The following is a 20001-nucleotide window of genomic DNA, read 5'->3' as shown; positions in this document are numbered from 1 at the left end:
CCTTGAAGGTTGAAAGTAAAACTTACGTAGTCACGAAGATTGGGCGTTTTTCCCCCATTCGGGCTCGACTTGCAGCGGCCTTATTTCAAGAAACTCTGAGAGACGTGAGCCGGTGGGAAAGGCCTGCGGGAACGATGGGCGGGCCGTGGCTCTTTCATACCAACCTGAAACGAGTGGATAAAAGCCTTCCCATCCTGCCAGTTTCAAGTCGTACATCCTGTCCACAAGCGGGAGTGCGACTGCATCTGCTATGGTGTAGGCTGCTCCCGCAAGCCAACCGTCTGTCGAGCCAAGGTGTCGTTCCATTCTCGAAAGACTTGTGTCGAACCTGTCTAACGCCGCTCGAATGGCACCTTCATCGAAGCCTCCCTTTCCCATTTCGCGGTAGAAGTGCTTTCTGATCGGCCGAATATCGGACTGTTGCTTTTGGAAGCTATCGTCGTCCAAGCCATCAAACCGTGGCAAAAACGCCATGTTGAACGATGGCGGTCTGACCGCGGGCGTTGGTACTTCTTCGAGGAACCTCATAATCGCTCTCATGTGCGCCCGCCCAGCGGCGGTAGGAGGAGACATGGCCGGATCGGGAGAGACTTCGTCGAGATATTCGCAAATTACGCTCGAGTCAGTTACCACTGTGCCGTCGTGCACCAGCGTCGGCACTACGCCATTTGGATTTATCTCCAAGTACTCAGGCCTCAAATGCTCGTTGGTGGCTAAATTGATGAGATGGTCCTCCCAATCGAGTCCTTTCTCTGCCAACACAAGACGCACTTTCTGGCTGCACGTCGAATGTGCAGCGTGATAAAGTTTCAACATTTTTGATTACCTTGTGTTTATAAAAGGCCGTGGAAAGAGCCGCCATCCAACTGAATGCTTTGGCCAGACATAAACCCGGCATGCGCACTGCAAACAAATGCGCACGTGTTCCCAAACTCTTCTGGTCGACCAAACCTATCGGCCGCGATGGTTTTTACGATTTTCCGCCGAGCCTCCTCATAAGTGATGCCGTCTTCTTTCGAGACTTTTTCTGCCATGAATACCTGCCTCCCCGTATCGAAGCGCTCCGGAAGCAGGTTATTGATGGTGACGTTATCGATAATTACCTCGCGCGACGTCGCCTTGCAAAAAGCTGTCAATCCTGTGCGTGCGGCCACACTGAGGCCCATGTCGCTGATATGCGGTGATTTCACCATTGCGGAAGTGATGTTGACGATCCTGCCGAACTTTCGCTCCCGCATAGCTGGAAGAACAGCTTGGATAAGATAGACTGCAGCCAACATATTGGCGTTGAGCGCCTGTTCCCACATCTGCGGCGTAATCATGCTGTAGTGCTTGGGCGTGGGCCCCGCATTATTGTTCACGAGGATGTCGGGGTCTGGACACGCCTCAAGTAACGCACGTCTTCCCTCGTCGGTGTTGATATCCGCTCGAACGGGAACCACAACGTTACCGGTTGCATTCAAAATCTCGGTCGCCGTTGCTTCTAGTCTGTCGCCGTCTAGCCCGTTGATAAACACGGAACACCCTGCTTCAGACAGTGCCTTCGCGCAGGCTTTCCCAAGCCCTCTCGATGAGGCGCACACGATGGCGCGCTTTCCTTTGATACCCAAGTCCATTTTGTGAAGTCTCCTCGTTTACCGCCCTGTCTTCATTGCCTTGGCAATGTCGTCAGGAGGATTCATGCGCGTAAGCCGCCATCGCTTTCCGGGATCAGATATTTATCTGGGTCGGGTGTGTTGCTCTTCATGAAACCACCCTTTTCGATCATGTCCGTCAACGCGGCCGTCATACCCTCCAAGGACACTGCAGCGGTTTTCGAGTAGATCGGATCGGTGACAAAATATGACTCGTAAATGCGGTCGAGCAGCTCTGGATTACGATTTGTGACCTCGGCCAGAAGTGTGACGGCCTCTTCCCGGTTTGATTGGTCATAGAGCCATTCGTGTGCAGCTTTTAAGGCAGCGGAGGTTTTCGCTCCCGCTCCAGTCGCGGCCCATTGTCGATCGACTGTGTACAAGATTGAAGGATATTCTCTGAGGCCAGAATAGCGTATCAAAGCGGGGTGTCCTTCGTTCACCGCCAGTTCCCCTGACGGCTGAAACAGGACTGCCGCGGAGATGCTTTTTTGCTGCAGTGCTATGATCTTCGACGGTGACGTTCCAACTACCAGAAAATCAAATTCATCTGGCCCGATACCCACTTGCGCCAGCATCTCCTCGGTCTGCCAACACTCGCTGTTCTGCAGTGCCGAGACCCCTATTACTTTGCCCCTCAAGTCTTCCAATTTCTCGATGTCAGGCTGCACATTAAGGGTCCAGTCAGCTTTGTTCATAGGCGCGCACAGAGCCCCGATTCCAGTACCACCCTGTTCGAATGCAGCGACCATCGGTTCTGGCTGAACCGCCACAAAATCGAGGCTTCTGCTGATGACCATTTGGATTCCCTGCGGTGACGACTGCAGGTTTGTAAAGGTCGCTTCGAGTCCATTTTTGGTGAACAGCCCTTTGCGATCGGCGATGATCAAATCCCAGTAGATTGAATTGCCAACCACATTTCCGATCGCGACTTTGTCAGTTTGCGCCCTTACGATCGATGGCATGTATAGTGTTCCAGCTACCGCTGATGCACCGGCCACGAACCTTCTTCTGTTGAGTTTCATGATTTCCTCCCATTTCTTTTTCTCTTTTCAGTGAGCTTGGCTCTCCTGTGATTTACCCTCCGTCACCATTTCCCAGATCTGTTCGACTTTTTCCTGAAATGGCTGACTGCGCTTGATATCGAGAGCACGAGGGCGTGGAAACTCGATAGGGATGATGTCTTTGACGTGCCCAGGTCTGGCTCCCAAAACTGCTACTCTGTCTGCGAGGAGCACCGCTTCGTCGATTTGGTGCGTGATGAAGATGACCGTCTTGCCTGCTTCGGCGACAATCCTCATCAGTTCCTGTTGCATGCGCTCACGTGTAAGGGCGTCCAATGCTGCAAATGGCTCATCCATCAACAAGATGTCCGGATCGATAGCAAATGCTCTCGCGAGGTTTACGCGCTGGCGCATCCCTCCAGACAGCTCGTAAGGGTATGAATCCTCAAAGCCTGCCAGCCCGACCATCCTAATTACTTGGCTTGCGCGTTCGACGGCCTCTTTCTTGGGGACGTTCTTAACTTCAAGCCCGAAAGTGACATTCTCGAGGGTCGTGCGCCAAGGGAACAGGCTATCATTCTGGAACACGAAGCCACGTTCGTGACCTGGTCCAATTAAGGGACGACCGTCCATTTCTATCGATCCCGTTGAGGGCTTTTCAAGGCCTTGGATCGTACGCAGTAAGGTGGTCTTCCCGCACCCAGACGCTCCAACGATCACATAGAACTCACCTGACTGGATATCGATGTTGATGTCGTCAAGCACCGTGAGGGGGCCAGATTTGCGTGGGAATATCTTTGACAGCCCGCGAACGGCGAGTTTTGTGCTGGTGTGGTTCATGGTTGCAAGCATCTCAGTCCTCCAGCGCCGCTCGTTTACCGTGCGTAACTCTGACCTCAACCGCCTGAACGGCCCAGGTTAAAGTCACACCGATGACGGCGAGGCAAATTACAGAAGCGAATAACACGGGGACATTGAACGTCTGTCCGGCGTTGAGGATCAGAAAGCCGAAGCCAGCGTTGGAACCAAACAGTTCGCCAATCACCACGCCAACGACAGCACGGCCGACCGCCAGACGAATACCCGTGATTACGAACGGTAACGCTGCGGGCAGCATGATCTTGCGGATCACGTTACGCTTGCTGGTGTTAAATGCTTTTGCGACATCGATGTAATTCGCATCCACATTCCTTATGCCTGCTGCCGTGCTGATAATGATCGGGAAGACCGAAATCAGGAATACGACGGCAACCTTCGATGCGACGCCGATCCCTAACCAAAGGATGAACAGCGGAGCGATTGCGACAAGCGGGGTGGAATAAAGCGCATTCAGATAGACTTCGAGATAGTCGCTTGCTGTTCGGCTTGCTCCCAAAAGCACCCCGACTGCTACACCGATAACGGTTGCTATCACCATTCCGTAAAGGAGCGCGGTAGCGCTTGCGCTGAAGTGTTTCCATAGCTCTCCAGAAACGGCAAGGTTGTAGAGGGCCTCCATCACAGAGGATAAAGGTACGAAGAAAAGCCTGTTAGTGAACAGGAACCGTCCCGACAGTTCCCACGCAACAACAAGGACGAGGAGCGTTATCAATGAACGATAGAACCGCGGTTTCATGAAGAACGGTTTTGCTTGATCGTTCGCAAGTGTGGCTGGAATTGTAGCGACTGCAGGACTTGGCATGTCAGCCTCCTAAGTGGCGCTTGAAGTGATCAGCGACTTCACCGCGCATCGGCAGCCAAATGTCATCCCTTCCCACGCACACCTTGGCGATTTCTTCGTATGCCCAAGCACCGCCTGGTCGACCGTAGCAGTGCGCGTGCGCGGTCACCTCTATGGCGAAGGTGCTGTCCTTGGTTAGGAGTGCGTGCTCCAGGAAATCATTGAAATTCTCCACGAACTGCCGAGGCGTCTTCCCGAAGCGCATGGCATGCGGGAGATCATTGATTTCCATTCCAAAAGGTACCGCGACGATGCTCCCATTTGGAAATTCCTGCGAGTACGGGACGTCGCTGTCCAGAACGTCGCTGTGCCATTCGTATCCGGCCGCCACCAATCGATTTACAGTTGCAGCACCCGCCGTCCCACGCGGACTTATCCAGCCTTTGGGGCGAGCACCAGTAGCCGCCTCAATCGCCGCAGTGGTGTCGCGGATATTCTTTTCGTCTTCGTCCGCCGAAAGTGTCGAAGGTATAAGGTCTTGCGCGTAGCTGTGAGCGGAGATTTCGTGACCAGCTTGGGAGATGGATTTTACGATGGCTGCCTGACGTTCTGCCAGAATACCACTCACCATCACGCTTGCTCTGGTCTTGGTCCGGTCGAGCACTCTCAGGAGACGATTGATGCCGTTGACTGATCCGTAACGACCCCAGGACAAAGCGTTTTCGTCGAAGTTGCCTGAGGGAAGTGGGTTGCCCATAGGCCCGATCCCAGGTGCTTTCCCGTCTGACCACGCCTCATAAGCGATGTTGAATATCACCGCGACTGTACGGCCATCTGGCCACGTCATTGTTTGAGGCGCATGAGTGATTTTGGGTGTTGCGGGTTTGTCGAGCAAGCGGACCTCCCTTGCTTGGGGATGCACCAGCTTATGGATGCATCCTGGTTCCTCCTCGTCGCAAACAGCTTCCTCCCGTTGACGACAAGGCAGAACCTTGCACAGATGAAAAACCATGTCAAATGTTCGATCATTCTTGATTTTTGGCATTATGTTCGTCAAATCGTCTTGCCTGAGAAGCTGCCTTTCTCTATCAGTGTAAAGGGAGAGAATTCTGAGGCATGGACACGATGGTCAAACGGACCGAAGAATCGACGTTGACGTCGGCAATAGCTGAAAATCTTCGCCGCGAAATCGTGAGTGGTAAGTTCCGGCCAGGCGAAAAGTTGAAAGCACGAGAACTTGCCCAGCGGTATGAGGTTGGCATTGGGCCCGTTCGTGAAGCTTTGAACCGTCTGACCAGCGATCGTATCGTGGTATTTAACGATCACAGAGGTTTTGCCGTCGCTGAGATTGGTGTGAGCGAACTTGAAGATCTCCTGCTCGCGCGCCTTTGGGTTAATGAAAGGGCGCTGAGGGAGTCGTTATCCAAGGGCGGCAGTGAATGGGAAGACGAGCTTGTCCTCGCCCATCACCGACTGCTGGGTGCGACGAAAAACAGAGGCGAGGGAATTTCCGATGAGTGGGAGCGCGCGCACCGCCGTTTTCATCGTGCACTGGTAAGTGCTTGTGGGTCTTCCTGGATTGTCGATGCGTGTGACCGCCTATTCGACATGGCTGACCTATATCGATCGGTGGCAAGAACGGCACCAGACTACAACCGTGGAGGGCGAGACGCGGAACACGAGGAACTTATGAATGCTGCGCTGGAGAGACGCATTGATGACGCCGTTGCCCTTTTGAACCACCACTTTACGAAGACGGCAGATAGCTGCCGAACTGTCTTGTCTTCGGAGATCGCCCCCCGGGCACGGCGAAAGCACTTCGCATGACGATCGCACGCCTTTGCATCGCCCTCTCACATGCTGTGGTGAAATACACATATTTCGACATCCAACTAAATACTCAGCTTCTCTAATTCTGAAGACATCTCATACTGAAGCCAATCACAGATCTCTCTGGCCACATGAGGGACTGCTCTATTTTTCGGGATGATCAGACGATGAGTACGCCCGGTAGCGCGCTGTTTATTTGAAGAACGCACCAAGGTTTTATCGTTCAGCGCACTCGCGATTACGCTGATCCATCCAAGCGCGACCCCTTTGCCCTGGGTGGCTGCTTGCAAGATGACGGCATAATCCGAAAACTGGTTCCATGTACCAACCTCTGCCGTTTCTACAACCGGACCGCTGAGAAAGGGCTTCCATTGATCTCGTTTGTGATCCGTCAAATGCAGAAATACCTGCTGCGATAGACCGGTCACCTCGTCGACCGAGCCGTGATCGGCCAAATATTGCGGGCTACACACAGGAACAATGATCTCAGGTGCGAAGTCCCAGATCTCATAACGCGGATCGCCGTCTTCGACGATACGGGTGGCGATATCAACATCGCCAGTCACATCTCGCATAACTCCGGAGATGAGTTCGAACCGAAGGTCGATATCTGGGAACGCCTCATTAAAATCTCCTAGTCTTGGGATCAGCCAGTGTGTCGCGAACGAACTCGACATGGACATCGTCACTGAACGTTTTCCTGCATTCTTGCGAATTTCTTTAATGGACTCGCTAATCGCCGCCATACTCTCCTGAACGGTATCGAAAAATTTCTGGCCTTCTCGGGTAACGATCAGTCCTTTCGAATGACGTTCGAAAAGGCGAAACCCCAACTCCTCTTCCAACTGAGCGATGCTGCGGCTGACGGATGGTTGCGTGACATTAAATTCAGTCGCCGCTGCGGTGAAGCTGCCGTGACGTGCGGCCGCTTCGAAAACGAGAAGCGTGCGCGGTGAAGGGATTGTGCGAGAGAGGTTTGCCATACGCTCAAGTTATAGCGAGCCTACGTTTTTTGAAGCTACAAAATGTATTTTTTTCAGCCGACTATCGTGGGTAGGCAAGCTCCCTTCTGGGCACATACCCAAAAAATCTGAAGTGACCGACACGATCGGAAGATAACGGAAGGGCGCGCCAAAGTATTTCAGTGGAGCATATCCGTGAACGTCATGTCGATGACTGATCGCACCCAAGCCACCGCCGTAAACCGCGACCCCCTGCTTCAGCCGTTCCAACTGAAGCATCTGATGCTGAAGAACCGCATAATAAGCACTAGCCACGCATCGATGATGGACGATGGCGGCATGCCGCTCGAACGCTATCAGCGTTACCATGAGGAGAAGGCCAAGGGCGGCATCGCCATGACGATGATCGGCGGCTCGGCCATGTCCTCGCGTGACTCAAGCTGGGGTGGCGGACAGCTCGATCTCAGCTCGGATGCGATCATCCCGCATCTGACCGCCATGGCCGAGCGTATCCATAAACATGGTTGCGCGATCATGTCCCAAGTCTCGCATCTCGGCCGGCGCGCGACCGCCTATTCAAGCACTTGGTTGCCCGTCGTGGCGCCTTCACGCATTCGCGAAACGCGAAATCGCAACTTTCCGCGCGAGATGGACGAATACGATATCCGCCGCATCGTTACGGATTATGCAGAATCCGCGCGCCGCTGCCGCGATGCAGGCCTTGATGGCGTGGAGACCGTAACGGGCGGGCATTTGATCGGCCAGTTTCTTTCGCCCCTGACTAACACGCGCACTGACGGCTTCGGCGGTTCGATGCGCAATCGCGCCCGCTTTGGCCTGATGGTGCATCAAGCGATCCGCAAGGCGGTGGGCGACAATTTCCTTGTCGGCATTCGCCTCGTTATGGACGAAGGCGGCGACGGTGGCCTTAGTGCTGAAGATTGCGCCGAAATCGCCCAGCTTTTCGAGGCAGAGGGCCATCTCGACTTCTTCAACAGCATCTATGGACGCATGGACTCCGACCTACTGCTGTCCGAGCACAATATGCCGGGCCTCTTCCAGAAGAGTGCACCTTTCCTGAAGGAAGTCGAAGCGTTTCGCCGTGAAGTGAAACTTCCGCTTATCCATGCGGCAGCCGTCCGCGATGTCGCCACCGCGCGGCATGCCATTCGTGAGAACATTGTGGATCTCATCGGCATGACGCGGGCGCATATCGCCGATCCCCAGCTCGTCAACAAGATCATACGCGGTGAAGAAGACCGCATCCGTCCTTGCGTCGGCGCATCATATTGCCTCTACAAAAAGGTACATTGCGTCCACAACCCATCAAGCGGTCGAGAAACGGTACTACCTCACGAACTCACCAAGGCTGAAGTAGCTCGAAAAATTGTCGTGATTGGCGGCGGCCCTGGCGGTCTGGAGGCCGCGCGCGTCTGTGCCGAGCGCGGCCATCAAGTCGTTCTGTTCGAAGCAGCTTCAGAACTTGGCGGACAAATTCGTATTGCCACCGCTGCGCATGAACGCCGCAACCTTCTCGGCATAGTTGACTGGCGTATCGAGGAATTGCAGCGTCTTGGTGTCGATATGCGCCTCAACAGCTATGTCGACGAAACCGATGTGATGGTGGAAAATCCAAGCGCTATCGTGGTTGCGACCGGTGGCATTCCCGACACGAATTTCATCGAGGGCGGCGAGCTTTGTACTACTGTCTGGGATATTCTGACCGCTTCTGTTCCTGCTGCCGAAAATATCTTGATCTACGATGGCACAGGTCGCCAGGCTGCCGCCTCCTGCGCACTCGAACTCGTCGCCAAGGGCAAAAAACTTCGTTATGCTATGCTCGATGAAATGCTCGCCTTCGAGATGTCTTACACCGACAAATCAGGCTTTCGTAAAAAGTTTGCCGAACTGAGCATTCCACGCACCGTCGACATCCGTCTCATTAAGGTTGAGCGAGACGGCAATAGTTTGCTTGCGAGCTTCCGAAACGAGCTCACAGGTGAGATTACGGCACATCACGCCAATCAGATAGTTGTCGACAACGGCACGGTGCCGGTGGACGACATCTTTTCCGCCTTGCGAGATCAGTCGTCCAATTTTGGCGAAACCCATTTCGATGTTCGTTCCAAGAACGACATTGCGCACGCCACAACAAAAGATGGCTTCGAAATCCACCGCATCGGCGATGCGATTGCCAGCCGCGACATCTACTCAGCGATACAGGACGCGTTTCGTCTCTGCAGCAAGCTTTGAGACAAGAAAACAGAAACAAAAATGGGAGAACTAAACATGTCTAAAATTGAGATTGGCTATGAAAATCTGAACGCATCCGAGAAGGCAAAGCTTGATCGCGACCTGCGTTCCGGCGCATCGCGCCGCGACGTTATGAAGATGCTGTTTGCCGCAGGCATGGCAACGACGCTTGCAGGTTACATCGCAATAGATGCCACGAAGGCTTTCGCGCAGACGCCAAAGAAGGGCGGCAAAATCCGCGTTGCAACCTATGCCAGCAGCACCGCCGATACCCTCGATCCGGCTCGCGCAATCTTTAACATCGACTATATCCGCGTAAACAGCATTTATAATGGCCTGACCCGTCTCGACGACACGCTGACTCCACAGATGGAGCTGGCAGAAGCGTTTGAAACTGAAGACGCAAAGCGTTGGGTCATCAAGCTGCGGAAGAACGTAACCTTCCACGATGGTTCTGCCTTCGGTGCCGACGATGTTGTCTTCACGCTTAATCGGCACAAGGACCCGGCGACCGCATCGAGCGCCAAGTCAATCGCCGCACAGATCGAAACCGTTTCGAAATCTGGTGACCATGAAGTCACCCTGGAACTGACAGGCGCAAATGCCGACTTCCCTGCGCTCATGGGAACGCCTGCTTTCCTGATCGTCAAAAACGGCACTGACAATTTTGCCAAAGGCATAGGTACAGGCCCGTTCAAAATCACCGAGTTCACCCCGGGCACGCGCTCTATGATGGCAGCGAATGAAAATTACTGGAAAGAGGGTAGCGGTCCTTACCTCGACCAGATCGAGATATTCGCGGTCCAAGAGGAAACGGCACGTGTCAACGCGCTTTTGGCGGGCGACGTGGATATCATTGCCAACGTGAATCCGCGTGCAGCCTCCCAAGTGACGGATGCCGGCCACCAACTTCTGCGCACCGTGGCGGGTCAGTACACCAACCTGATCATTCGCCTCGATCAGGAACCCGGCACCAATGCCAAGTTCGTGCAGGCGATGAAGCATCTGATCAATCGCGATCTCGTTAAAAAAGCAGTCTTCCGCGGCTTCGCGCAGGCTGGCAATGATCAGCCGATCCCGCCTTCCAACCGCTTTTATCGCAAGGACCTGGCACCCGCTGCTTATGATCCTGAAAAGGCGAAAGCGTTGCTCAATGAAGCTGGCCTTATCGGCAAGACGATTCCGGTCGTCGCCTCTCCAGCCGCGCAGCAGTCGGTGGAAATCGCAATGGTCTTGCAGCAAGCCGCAGGCCAGATCGGTCTCAACCTCGACGTACAGCGCGTTCCGGCAGACGGTTACTGGTCGAACTACTGGCTAAAGGCACCGATCTGTTTCGGCAACATCAACCCGCGCCCGACACCCGATGCGATGTTCTCGCAGTTTTACAAATCGGACGCGGCCTGGAACGAAAGCAAGTTCAAAAACGAAAAATTCGACTCCATGCTTACCGAAGCGCGCGGGATCACCGACGATGCCAAACGCATGGAAATTTACAGTGAACTGCAAGGTATTGTGAGCTCCGAGGCGGGTACGATCATCCCGACCTTCTATGACGGTCTGGATGCCTATAACTCCAAAGTGAAGGGCATCCGTCCGCTACCAAGCGGTAACCTGATGGGCAATTCCTTTGCCGAATACGTCTGGCTCGAAGAAGCTTGATGAAAGTGAGAGCGCCTCTACGGCGCTCTTCACTCGGCTGATGGCATGTCGAAGTCCTGGTTCCGAAACAAATGTATCTAAGAGTTGGGCTTTTGCCATGAACTCCCCGGTTTTCAATCTAGCGGTAAAACGCCTCGGCATAGCTATCGTGACGCTGTTGATCGTAGCCTTCACGGTCTTTTTTGCGACCGAAATGCTGCCTGGCGATGTTGCCGAAATCCTGCTCGGACAGGCAGCAACGCCTGAAGCTGTCGCTGGCCTTCGCGAAGCGATGGGCCTGAACCAACCTGCGCTCCTGCGCTTCTTGCAGTGGCTCGGTAATCTGTTGACTGGTGACTTTGGCACGTCTTACGCCAACAACATGCCTATCGCCGATCTGATCGGAGGTAGGCTGATCAACTCGCTCAAGCTCGCTGGTGTGACGGCTGGAATTTCAGTGCCGATTGCCCTGACGCTTGGCATTACCGCTGCAATCATGCGCGGCACGATCTACGATCGCATCATTTCGACCCTGACGATTTCGGTGATTTCTGTTCCGGAATTCATGGTCGCGACCATCGCCGTGATTGTCTTTTCCGTCTATCTTGGCTGGCTGCCTGCCCTCTCCATGGCAAATGAGGTGCAGTCAATCGTCCAGTTGTTCAAGGTCTTCGCCATGCCTGTAATCACGTTGAGCTTCGTGGTTTCGGTACAGATGATCCGCATGACGCGTGCTGCCGTGCTTGAGACGCTGAATACGCCCTATGTCGAGATGGCATTACTGAAAGGCGCATCGCGCCGTCGCATGGTCGTTCACCATGCCCTCCCCAACGCACTGGGTCCCATCGTCAACGCAGTTGCGCTGTCGCTGTCCTATTTACTCGGTGGCGTGATTATCGTCGAGACGATCTTCAACTATCCGGGGGTTGCCAAGTTGATGCTCGATGCGGTCGCCACCCGTGATCTGCCTCTAATCCAAAGCTGTGCGATGATTTTCTGCCTGGCTTATCTTCTGCTTATCACCATCGCCGATCTGATCGCTATCGTATCCAATCCGAGACTGCGTTGATCATGGCATTTCCCTTTTCCGACACAAAAACTGTCAAGCCACCTCGCTTCGGCTACCGGGTCAATTTGATTGGTGCGGTTTCCTTTCTGATTGTCCTTGCCTGGGCGATCGTCGCGATCATCGCTCCGTGGATCGCACCACATCCGATCGGTGAAATTGTCGATTTCGATTTCTTCGGTCCGATAACAACGCAGTTCCCGCTAGGCAGCGATTATCTCGGTCGCGACATGCTTTCACGCATCCTGCTCGGTGCGCGCTATACGGTCGGCATCTCCTTGGCAGCGGTGTTTCTCGCCTGCTTCTGTGGCGTGACGTTGGGCATGACAGCCGCCGTCGTCGGAGGCCATTTCGACAGCGTGCTTAGCCGTTTCCTCGATGCCCTGATTTCAATCCCAAACAAAATTCTGGCGCTGGTTATCATTGCTGCCGTTGGCACGTCGATACCGGTTCTGATCATCACGCTCGGCATCATTTACACGCCTGGTTCATATCGCTTTGCGCGGGCGCTCGCCGTTAACATCAACACGATGGACTACGTCATGGTCGCACGCGCACGTGGCGAAAGTGTCGGCTATCTGATCCGCGCCGAGATTTTACCCGGCATCATCGGTCCGGTGCTTGCCGACTTCGGCCTGCGCTTCGTCTTTATTGTACTGCTTCTTTCGGCCATGTCTTTCCTGGGCTTGGGCGTTCAACCGCCGTTCGCCGACTGGGGCGCATTGGTGAAGGAGAATATCGGAGGTCTATCGTTCGCAGCTCCGGCGGTGATCTTCCCCTCCATCGCGATTGCAAGCCTGACGATCAGCGTCAACCTGCTGATCGACAATCTGCCCCAGAAAATCCGAGACAGAAGCGAATGACATGGCCAATTTCGTAGAAGTTCGCGATCTGCACGTCGATGCCAAGACAGACTCCGGGCTTACCGTCGATATCATCCGTGGCGTTTCCTTCGACATCGCCGAGGGCGAGATCGTCGCGCTAATAGGCGAATCCGGTTCCGGCAAGACGACTATCGCTTTGACGCTCATGGGCCATACGCGGCCGGGCTGCCGCATTGCTGGCGGCAGCGTGATGCTTGCTGGCGAAGACATGGCAAAACTTCCAGAACGCAAGCGCAGCGAGAAGCGCGGCACAGAAGTTTCTTATGTGCCGCAGAGTGCGGCAGCCTCTTTTAATCCATCGCACAAGATCATGAATCAGGTGATCGAGATCACCAAGATTCACAATCTGATGCCTGCCGAAGAAGCCCGTAAGAAAGCTGTTGAGCTATTCCGCGCGCTGGCATTGCCGAATCCAGACACCATCGGCGAGCGCTATCCGCATCAGGTGTCGGGCGGTCAGTTGCAGCGTCTTGCGGCTGCCATGGCGCTGATCGGCGGGCCGAAGCTTGTCATCTTCGACGAACCGACCACCGCGCTTGACGTGACGACGCAGATCGAAGTCCTCCGCGCCTTCAAGTCGGTGATGAAGAAGGGAGGCATCGGCGGCGTGTACGTCTCGCACGATCTCGCAGTTGTTGCCCAGATTGCCGATCGCATCGTCGTGCTGCGTAATGGCGAAGTGCAAGAAATCGGTGTTACTCAGGAGCTGCTGGAAAATCCGCGGCATCCTTACACCCGCCAGTTGCTCGATGCATTCGAACCCGCAACTTACGCGGCCACAAAAGAAGCCCCCGCAGAGCCTGAAACAGCATTGCTTGCCGTCAAAGATGTTGCAGCCGGTTATGGCCCCATCGACAAAAAGACCGGAGATCCGGCCATGGTTGCAGTCAATGGTGTTAGCTTCGAACTGCCGCGCGGCAAGAATCTCGGCATCATCGGCGAATCCGGGTGCGGCAAGTCCACGCTAGCTCGTGTCATCTCCGGCATTCTGCCCGCCGGCCGCGGTTCGATTGAATTCGAGGGCAAGACGCTCGCGACGGATCTACGCCAGCGCAGCCGCGACCAGCTACGTGAAATACAGATTGTGTTCCAGTTCGCCGACACGGCACTCAACCCAGCTAAATCGATCGAGGATATTCTGGGACGTCCACTGATCTTCTATCACCGCATGAGTGCCAAGGAACGCAATGCTCGTATTAACGAACTACTCGACATGGTGCATATGCCGCGCAATATGCGATATCGTTGTCCAGGCGAGCTTTCGGGCGGCCAGAAGCAGCGCATCAATTTTGCACGCGCTCTGGCGGCAAATCCCAAGCTCATCCTATGCGATGAAATCACCTCTGCACTCGACACGGTGGTAGCGGCAGCAATCATCGACCTGCTGAAGGAATTGCAACGCGAGCTTTCGCTTTCCTATCTCTTCATCAGCCATGACCTATCGATCGTACGCGCGATCTGCGACGAAGTCGTCGTCATGTATCGTGGCGAGAAAGTCGAGCAGCTTAGCCCCGAAGCAATGGGCTTGGAAGCTGGTCATCCATATTCACGCCTGCTCTTCTCCTCGGTGCCTAAGCTCGACACGAACTGGCTCGACAGCCTCGAACAGGGCTCGCTGCCCACGGGAAATGATCGGGGTTGATCACAAGCAAGATTTAAACTGAGGGCACGAATGCTGTCGCTACGAGGGGTTGGAACAAGAAATGAGCGCAGGCGTGTTCCACATGGGCGGTTCCACCGACGCTGCCAATGTCCGCATGCTGATAGGCCACTGCGCCTTCGTCTCGGACGAAGCCGGCCTCCTCGTGTCGCTCCTGCCGCAACTTGTCCATATCCGCGCAGAGAAGCGGCTCATGACGCTGGTCGGACTCCTGAACGACGAGACGCGAGCGAACCGGCCCGGCCGGGACGTCATACTGGGTCGCCTGCTTGAGATCCCGCTGATCGACTTGCCATCGCACTACGGGAGATGCACGAACGCCCCGAGGAGCATTGGACGGTCTTGGACCTCGCGAGGGAGGCTGCGCTTTCGCGCTCGACATTCTTCGAGCGGTTCCGTCGCGAAGTCGGGGTCGCGCCGATGGAATACCTGCTGGGCTGGCGCATGGCTCTGGCAAAAGATCGGCTGCTCCGGAAAGCGTCACCGTGGCGCAAGTGGCCGTACGCGTAGGCTCCAGTTCGGCGAACACGTTCAGTGTCGCGTTTTCTCGCCATGTCGGAACGCCGCCAGCCTATTACGCACGAGCGGTGCCTTAGTACGGTTATGTCCGCTTTGGGCATGGTGAATCCCTCGCAGAACGTCCGAGATCGGTGGGAACCCGCCACTCGGGTCAGGCGGGAGGCATTCGATCAGGCTGCGCTCGACGGCGGCGTGGTCGGCCATGCTGGCATCCGCCAGTGCGAGCCCCTCGTCGGTCAGTTCAACGATCACGCCGCGCCCGTCGCGCTTGTTGGCCGTGCGGGTGATGTAGCCGTCGGCTTCCATCCGGCGCAGAAGGTTCGAAAGCCCGCCTGAAGTCACGAGGAGCGTCGAGAGCAGTTCCGTCGGTGACATGCGATAGGGCTCGCCGGAAACGCGGATCGTCGCCAGCACTGCATAGACCGGATACATGATGCCGTGCCGGGACAGCGCCTTGTCCACGGCGCGCATGATGATGTCGTTGAGATGCAGGATGCGACCGACGACTGCCTTGCCGCTCCCGTTGATATCGGGGCGGGCAGCTCGCCACTGCGCCATGCCATTGTCTTTCAGGAAACGGTCGGGAAACTGCCGCAGCGGAGATACGCGAGGCGCTCAAAGACATCTCCAGGCGACCAATCCCTGATCGTACCGGGGCTATTCAATATGCAATGGCTGCAGTGGAGTGCGCTGCCCGTGATCTGACCGGCGAACCGAACCTTACGCTTGGCCGGTTGATCCCAAGGCTCAATGTCCCTGTCCGTTGGATACCGCGTTCGAAAAGCTTTGGGGTTATGCGTCCGAGAACGGGCGTCATGTTCGGGAAAGAACCGAGTCCAGCGCCGCTGAAGCCGAGCTTGTCGTGAGCATCGCGTGCGCTGTCAGCGTATTTCTGATTCAGCGAGAAACCGAGATCAGCAGCTTGTCCGGCACCCCATGACCGCCGGACATGATGAAGGTATTTCGACCCATCATCCATTCTCAGGGAGAGCGGAGCTTGCGCATGTTATTTAGTCAACGGTATCTCCGCGCGATAGAGAGCAAGGCGCTCTCGGTGGAGATTCCTGAAATAGCACGCCGCAAGGTCTGGGCTCAGCTTTCAGTGTTTAATGCGCCGATGCGGATTCAACGTAACCGGTGTCGCATCCGCACCTTGACCGCCGCGTCCTATGTTGTGGCGGGTTCAGACCGAGACATAATTGCAAAACCGGACTGCGTGAGCTACTTATCGTCATCCACAAGGACCCGGTGAAACTCCGGGTGGCTCTTCTGGCCGCCGATCCGCCAGACAACACAGCAACGCAACCTATTCCATTTTCGAGGACCGAGTTTCGCTCGGCCCGTTGCCTCAACTGTGAAAAATATCTCCCATGCGAACTTTTTCAAACTATCGTCAGGAGTGGTTCTCCAACATCCGTGGCGACGTGCTTTCGGGTATCGTCGTCGCCCTCGCGCTCATCCCGGAAGCAATTGGCTTCTCCGTGATCGCAGGCGTCGACCCGAAGGTCGGCCTCTACGCCTCCTTCGCAATCGCTTGCATGGCGGCATTTGTGGGCGGTCGGCCGGGCATGATCTCTGCCGCCACGGCAGCGACCGCTGTTGTCATGATCTCGTTGGTCAAGGAGCACGGTCTTCAGTATCTGTTCGCCGCCACCATCCTGATGGGCATCATCCAGATCGTCGCGGGATGGCTGAGGCTTGGCCGCGTGATGCGCTTCGTCTCCCGCTCGGTCATCACGGGCTTCGTCAACGCACTTGCGATCCTGATCTTCATGGCCCAGTTGCCCGAACTTATCGGGGTTCCGACGCTCACCTACGTGATGATCGCTGGCGGCCTCGCTATCATCTACCTCTTTCCATACGTGACCAAAGCTATCCCATCGCCGCTCGTGGCCATCGTGGTACTCACGGCCATGGCGTGGTGGTTCGGCATGGACCTACGCACCGTCGGCGACCTCGGAGAGCTTCCGTCTTCGATCCCATTCCTGATGCTTCCGCAGGTTCCGTTGACCTGGGAGACGCTGCAGATCATCTTCCCATACTCAGTGACGCTCGCTGCCGTCGGCCTGCTGGAATCGCTGCTTACCGCGCAGATCGTCGACGACATGACGGACACGCCCAGCAACAAGAGCCAGGAATGTGTTGGTCAGGGCGCGGGAAACATCGCCTCGGCGCTGATCGGCGGCATGGGCGGATGCGCCATGATCGGACAGTCGGTCATCAACGTAACATCTGGTGGTCGAGGACGGCTTTCAACGTTCGTGGCGGGTGCTTTCCTGCTATTCCTGATCGTCGTCCTCAACGACCTCGTCCAGATCATCCCCATGGCCGCGCTCGTTGCGGTCATGATCATGGTTTCCATTGGCACTTTCTCCTGGCGGTCGATCCTCGACCTGAGACGCCATCCGCTTCCGTCCTCCGTCGTCATGCTGGCGACGGTCATCACCGTCGTCGTAACGCATGATCTGGCAAAGGGCGTGATCGTTGGCGTCCTGCTGTCAGGCATTTTTTTTGCTGGCAAGGTAGCCCGTCTGTTCAGGGTCACGCGCGTGGAGGATGCCGAACAAAACAGTGTCACCTATGCAGTGGAGGGGCAGGTCTTTTTTGCGTCGGCGGAAGCCTTCATCCATGCGTTCGACTTCACGGATAAGGGTCAGCGGATCATCATCGATCTCACAAAGGCCCATCTCTGGGACATCACCGCAATTGGCGCGTTGGACAAGATCGTATTGAAGTTCCGTCAGGCGGGCGACGACGTCGAGGTCCTCGGCTTCAACGAAGCGAGTGCTGATATGATTGACCGCTTCGCTCTGCACGACAAGGATGAGCGGCTTGCGGCAAGCGCCTCACTACACTGAACAACGTGGCTGCGTACATTCGTGCGCAGCCATCTACCCCGCTACTGTTCCCTTTTGTTCCGCTCCAAGGTCGGTTTATTCCAAGGCAAAAGCTCATCAATTTGGCTCTGGTTGTGGCCGTTGACGATAGCGCGACGGACGCATTTGTTCTATTTGAAGATTATCTTGCGACGTGATGCTAAGTTTTCGTATTACCATAAGCTTGCCAAGGAATATCGAGAACAGCTTCGCTAAAGTGCGCGAGATTTCTGGAAAGGGATAAAGAACGGCGGATTTAGTCGAAACGCTTACGAAGCTGCGTGACTACACTGACCAGCCCGGCATGGCGACATGCCGGGCATGGAGTGAGAATGGCCGAAAGTTCCGCGCGCCGGTTCCAGCGCGATTTCCCTCTACGGAACGGCGTATAATCCATTTCGATTTTCGACACGGCGCCGACTGTCATGAGCCTTGCGGCGATAGAGGTCTTTGTCCGCCTCGGCTAAAACACCATCTGCATACAATCGGCCTTTAGGCTCCCAGTCCGCGACACCAATACTGGCCGATAGATAGATCTCTTCGCCGGAGATCACGACGGGCGTTCTTGCCAAAGCGTCGTGAATTTTTTCCACACTCTCCACGACTTCGTCCTTACTGGTCTCCGGCATAAGGATACAAAATTCATCACCGCCCAGACGTGCGACGAAATCGCCTGCGCGCACTGACGAAGACAATATGCCGGCAAGGTGAACGAGCGCCGTATCTCCGGCCGCATGACCGTATTTGTCATTCAGCTGTTTGAACTTGTTCAGGTCGATTAGCGCCACAGAATATGGAATCGCCGAGAGCGTGCTCCTGCGATGCTCGTCCAGCAGAGCAGCCCGCAAAGCGCGTCTGTTTCCGATCCCTGTCAAATCATCGGTCTCCGAAAGCCGAGCAAGTTCGGCTTGCAACTTGTCTATGGCCATAAATGCGAAGCCGAAATTCCACACCATTCCGCTGAAAATCGTGCATAGGAGCGCGTAGGAAGCCAACTGATAAAATGATGGAAAAGTCATCGCGCCTGTCAGGACAGCGAAATTTCCGCCGATAACAGACAACTGCCCCACGGCGGCAATGGCGAACGCGACTGACGCAACGCCCGTGCCAAGAGATTGTCGTGCCGGTTTGAGCAGATAGATTATCGAAAGCACCATGACCGTCATTTGACCCGTCGCATAGACCATGCTGCGCAATCGATCCTGATCGTGGAAAAAGATCATCGCGAACACGGAAACCAAGGTCAAAATGACGGCCGTCAACTGACCCCCTCGTTTTCCGTAGAAACGACGAATTCCAATCCAGGACTGACAGAATCCGTATATGACAATTGCATTGCCCAGTATCGCGGGAACCAGCGAGCCTTGATTGCCCTGTATCGTCAGAATGCTTCCGCCAATCATTGAGATGACTGAGCCCGCCAGCCAATGTTGAGCGGCGACGTGCGGATGATAACGATATGCGAATGCTGTCCAAATCACCGTAACTGTAAGCGATTTGAGAAAGATCACGACGTAGAGTGTTAGGAAATCCAACGCCAAGACAGGGCCCATCTCACTTGCTCGTTGGGTTCAGCTACTGTCTGCATCTTCAAAATGGCTTAACGAAATAGATAAAATGCCAAGTTGTTTGTCTCCACAGCGAGCGCGGCTTTCGGCTGACGCGCCAGTTTGGTGAGAGATGGAAATTATCGCCGTCGATCGCGGCAAACCAAACGAAATTATGGTTGAGTTGGAGATAGGCGCGCGCGAAGAAGAGGGCGGAGAAAGCCCGGCGCATTTCCGTGCCTCGACCTGGCCCCTGTTCGCGCCAGACGAGGCTGGCGCCTGGTTCAAGCAGGTCTTCGAGAAATGCGAAAAGCGATGTGGCTCGTGGTGCGGTCTGAAGAATTTCATTCCAAGCGCAGCGGGCGACATCGTCCATGTCGAAGGACATCTGGCTCATGGGGCGCCCGCTTGGCATCCGCAGATGGGCAGGGCACGCGCTTGGAGGATCGATTATGTAGCGTTGGGATC

18 protein-coding genes, 1 pseudogene and 1 other annotated feature are annotated in these 20001 nt (G+C 55.3%); of the genes and pseudogenes, 9 read left to right on the top strand and 10 right to left on the bottom strand.

The genetic code is table 11. From position 1 onward, the window contains the following. Positions 1-30 precede the first annotated feature (30 nt). The 6 genes from ABFT80_RS15285 to ABFT80_RS15260 all read right to left on the bottom strand — a co-directional run bounded on the left by ABFT80_RS15285 (position 31) and on the right by ABFT80_RS15260 (position 5343). Positions 31-816: a glutathione S-transferase family protein gene (locus ABFT80_RS15285; protein ID WP_347972774.1), complete on the bottom strand. Its 786-nt coding sequence runs from the start codon at positions 814-816 to the stop codon at positions 31-33. Between the two features lie 17 nt (positions 817-833). Next, entirely contained in the window at positions 834-1616 is a 783-nt protein-coding gene (locus ABFT80_RS15280) for an SDR family oxidoreductase (RefSeq protein WP_347972773.1), read from the bottom strand. A 62-nt stretch (positions 1617-1678) separates the two neighbouring features. Continuing rightward, positions 1679-2659 (bottom strand): ABC transporter substrate-binding protein, encoded by a 981-nt coding sequence (locus ABFT80_RS15275; RefSeq protein WP_347972772.1) that lies wholly within the window; start codon positions 2657-2659, stop codon positions 1679-1681. A 27-nt stretch (positions 2660-2686) separates the two neighbouring features. Then, on the bottom strand, positions 2687-3490 hold the full coding sequence (locus ABFT80_RS15270; protein ID WP_347972771.1) for an ABC transporter ATP-binding protein: 804 nt from the start codon (positions 3488-3490) through the stop codon (positions 2687-2689). A gap of 1 nt (position 3491) precedes the next feature. Continuing rightward, a complete protein-coding gene (locus ABFT80_RS15265) occupies positions 3492-4319 on the bottom strand; it encodes an ABC transporter permease (protein ID WP_347972770.1) in 828 nt (275 codons plus the stop codon). A gap of 1 nt (position 4320) precedes the next feature. After that, entirely contained in the window at positions 4321-5343 is a 1023-nt protein-coding gene (locus ABFT80_RS15260) for a polysaccharide deacetylase family protein (RefSeq protein WP_347972769.1), read from the bottom strand. Positions 5344-5414: 71 nt separating this feature from the next. On the opposite strand from ABFT80_RS15260, the gene ABFT80_RS15255 reads away from it, so the two are divergent. Continuing rightward, entirely contained in the window at positions 5415-6125 is a 711-nt protein-coding gene (locus ABFT80_RS15255; RefSeq protein ID WP_347972768.1) for a GntR family transcriptional regulator, read from the top strand. A gap of 65 nt (positions 6126-6190) precedes the next feature. On the opposite strand, the gene ABFT80_RS15250 is transcribed toward ABFT80_RS15255, so the two are convergent. Then, complete coding sequence (locus tag ABFT80_RS15250) at positions 6191-7111, bottom strand: LysR substrate-binding domain-containing protein (protein ID WP_347972767.1); 921 nt, start codon at positions 7109-7111, stop codon at positions 6191-6193. A gap of 183 nt (positions 7112-7294) precedes the next feature. Between ABFT80_RS15250 and ABFT80_RS15245 the strand changes: the two genes are divergently transcribed. The 7 genes and pseudogenes from ABFT80_RS15245 (at position 7295) to ABFT80_RS15215 (ending at position 15101) form a co-directional block, all read left to right on the top strand. Next, entirely contained in the window at positions 7295-9343 is a 2049-nt protein-coding gene (locus ABFT80_RS15245; protein ID WP_347972880.1) for an NADH:flavin oxidoreductase, read from the top strand. A gap of 36 nt (positions 9344-9379) precedes the next feature. Continuing rightward, positions 9380-11002 (top strand): ABC transporter substrate-binding protein, encoded by a 1623-nt coding sequence (locus tag ABFT80_RS15240; protein ID WP_347972766.1) that lies wholly within the window; start codon positions 9380-9382, stop codon positions 11000-11002. 97 nt (positions 11003-11099) lie between these two features. Beyond that, positions 11100-12050, top strand: a complete 951-nt coding sequence (locus ABFT80_RS15235; RefSeq protein WP_347972765.1) for an ABC transporter permease — start codon at positions 11100-11102, stop codon at positions 12048-12050. A 2-nt stretch (positions 12051-12052) separates the two neighbouring features. Further along, a complete protein-coding gene (locus tag ABFT80_RS15230) occupies positions 12053-12910 on the top strand; it encodes an ABC transporter permease (protein ID WP_347972764.1) in 858 nt (285 codons plus the stop codon). Between the two features lies 1 nt (position 12911). After that, a complete protein-coding gene (locus ABFT80_RS15225) occupies positions 12912-14573 on the top strand; it encodes an ABC transporter ATP-binding protein (RefSeq protein WP_347972763.1) in 1662 nt (553 codons plus the stop codon). Positions 14574-14634: 61 nt separating this feature from the next. After that, positions 14635-14820, top strand: a pseudogene (locus tag ABFT80_RS15220) (AraC family transcriptional regulator); the annotation flags it as partial. Between the two features lie 113 nt (positions 14821-14933). Continuing rightward, positions 14934-15101 (top strand): helix-turn-helix domain-containing protein, encoded by a 168-nt coding sequence (locus tag ABFT80_RS15215; RefSeq protein WP_347972762.1) that lies wholly within the window; start codon positions 14934-14936, stop codon positions 15099-15101. Between the two features lie 21 nt (positions 15102-15122). Here ABFT80_RS15215 and ABFT80_RS15210 read toward each other — a convergent pair whose 3' ends face one another. Further along, positions 15123-15668, bottom strand: a complete 546-nt coding sequence (locus ABFT80_RS15210; RefSeq protein WP_347972761.1) for a MarR family winged helix-turn-helix transcriptional regulator — start codon at positions 15666-15668, stop codon at positions 15123-15125. 680 nt (positions 15669-16348) lie between these two features. After that, positions 16349-16404 (top strand) — a sequence feature (sul1 is cis-regulatory element that is thought to sense ions involved in sulfur or methionine metabolism; They are found in Alphaproteobacteria). 76 nt (positions 16405-16480) lie between these two features. Between ABFT80_RS15210 and ABFT80_RS15205 the strand changes: the two genes are divergently transcribed. Then, on the top strand, positions 16481-17968 hold the full coding sequence (locus tag ABFT80_RS15205) for a SulP family inorganic anion transporter (RefSeq protein WP_347972760.1): 1488 nt from the start codon (positions 16481-16483) through the stop codon (positions 17966-17968). Between the two features lie 392 nt (positions 17969-18360). On the opposite strand, the gene ABFT80_RS15200 is transcribed toward ABFT80_RS15205, so the two are convergent. Further along, the gene (locus ABFT80_RS15200; protein ID WP_347972759.1) at positions 18361-19539 is read right to left on the bottom strand and encodes a GGDEF domain-containing protein; all 1179 of its coding nucleotides are present in this window, start codon (positions 19537-19539) and stop codon (positions 18361-18363) included. A gap of 37 nt (positions 19540-19576) precedes the next feature. Continuing rightward, entirely contained in the window at positions 19577-19930 is a 354-nt protein-coding gene (locus ABFT80_RS15195; RefSeq protein ID WP_347972758.1) for a hypothetical protein, read from the bottom strand. Positions 19931-20001: the final 71 nt, after the last annotated feature.

The sequence above is a fragment of the Foliimonas ilicis genome, from assembly GCF_039939195.1.
Classification (GTDB): domain Bacteria; phylum Pseudomonadota; class Alphaproteobacteria; order Rhizobiales; family Rhizobiaceae; genus Foliimonas; species Foliimonas ilicis.
Note: the sequence above shows the minus strand (reverse complement) of the source record. Positions and strands in the feature narration are given on the sequence as shown.

Coding starts and splice junctions, on each gene's coding strand:
- ABFT80_RS15285 (WP_347972774.1), bottom strand. CDS start 816: ATGTTGAAACTTTATCACGCTGCACATTCGACGTGCAGCCAGAAAGTG.
- ABFT80_RS15280 (WP_347972773.1), bottom strand. CDS start 1,616: ATGGACTTGGGTATCAAAGGAAAGCGCGCCATCGTGTGCGCCTCATCG.
- ABFT80_RS15275 (WP_347972772.1), bottom strand. CDS start 2,659: ATGAAACTCAACAGAAGAAGGTTCGTGGCCGGTGCATCAGCGGTAGCT.
- ABFT80_RS15270 (WP_347972771.1), bottom strand. CDS start 3,490: ATGCTTGCAACCATGAACCACACCAGCACAAAACTCGCCGTTCGCGGG.
- ABFT80_RS15265 (WP_347972770.1), bottom strand. CDS start 4,319: ATGCCAAGTCCTGCAGTCGCTACAATTCCAGCCACACTTGCGAACGAT.
- ABFT80_RS15260 (WP_347972769.1), bottom strand. CDS start 5,343: ATGCCAAAAATCAAGAATGATCGAACATTTGACATGGTTTTTCATCTG.
- ABFT80_RS15255 (WP_347972768.1), top strand. CDS start 5,415: ATGGACACGATGGTCAAACGGACCGAAGAATCGACGTTGACGTCGGCA.
- ABFT80_RS15250 (WP_347972767.1), bottom strand. CDS start 7,111: ATGGCAAACCTCTCTCGCACAATCCCTTCACCGCGCACGCTTCTCGTT.
- ABFT80_RS15245 (WP_347972880.1), top strand. CDS start 7,295: ATGTCGATGACTGATCGCACCCAAGCCACCGCCGTAAACCGCGACCCC.
- ABFT80_RS15240 (WP_347972766.1), top strand. CDS start 9,380: ATGTCTAAAATTGAGATTGGCTATGAAAATCTGAACGCATCCGAGAAG.
- ABFT80_RS15235 (WP_347972765.1), top strand. CDS start 11,100: ATGAACTCCCCGGTTTTCAATCTAGCGGTAAAACGCCTCGGCATAGCT.
- ABFT80_RS15230 (WP_347972764.1), top strand. CDS start 12,053: ATGGCATTTCCCTTTTCCGACACAAAAACTGTCAAGCCACCTCGCTTC.
- ABFT80_RS15225 (WP_347972763.1), top strand. CDS start 12,912: ATGGCCAATTTCGTAGAAGTTCGCGATCTGCACGTCGATGCCAAGACA.
- ABFT80_RS15210 (WP_347972761.1), bottom strand. CDS start 15,668: ATGGCGCAGTGGCGAGCTGCCCGCCCCGATATCAACGGGAGCGGCAAG.
- ABFT80_RS15205 (WP_347972760.1), top strand. CDS start 16,481: ATGCGAACTTTTTCAAACTATCGTCAGGAGTGGTTCTCCAACATCCGT.
- ABFT80_RS15200 (WP_347972759.1), bottom strand. CDS start 19,539: ATGGGCCCTGTCTTGGCGTTGGATTTCCTAACACTCTACGTCGTGATC.
- ABFT80_RS15195 (WP_347972758.1), bottom strand. CDS start 19,930: ATGAGCCAGATGTCCTTCGACATGGACGATGTCGCCCGCTGCGCTTGG.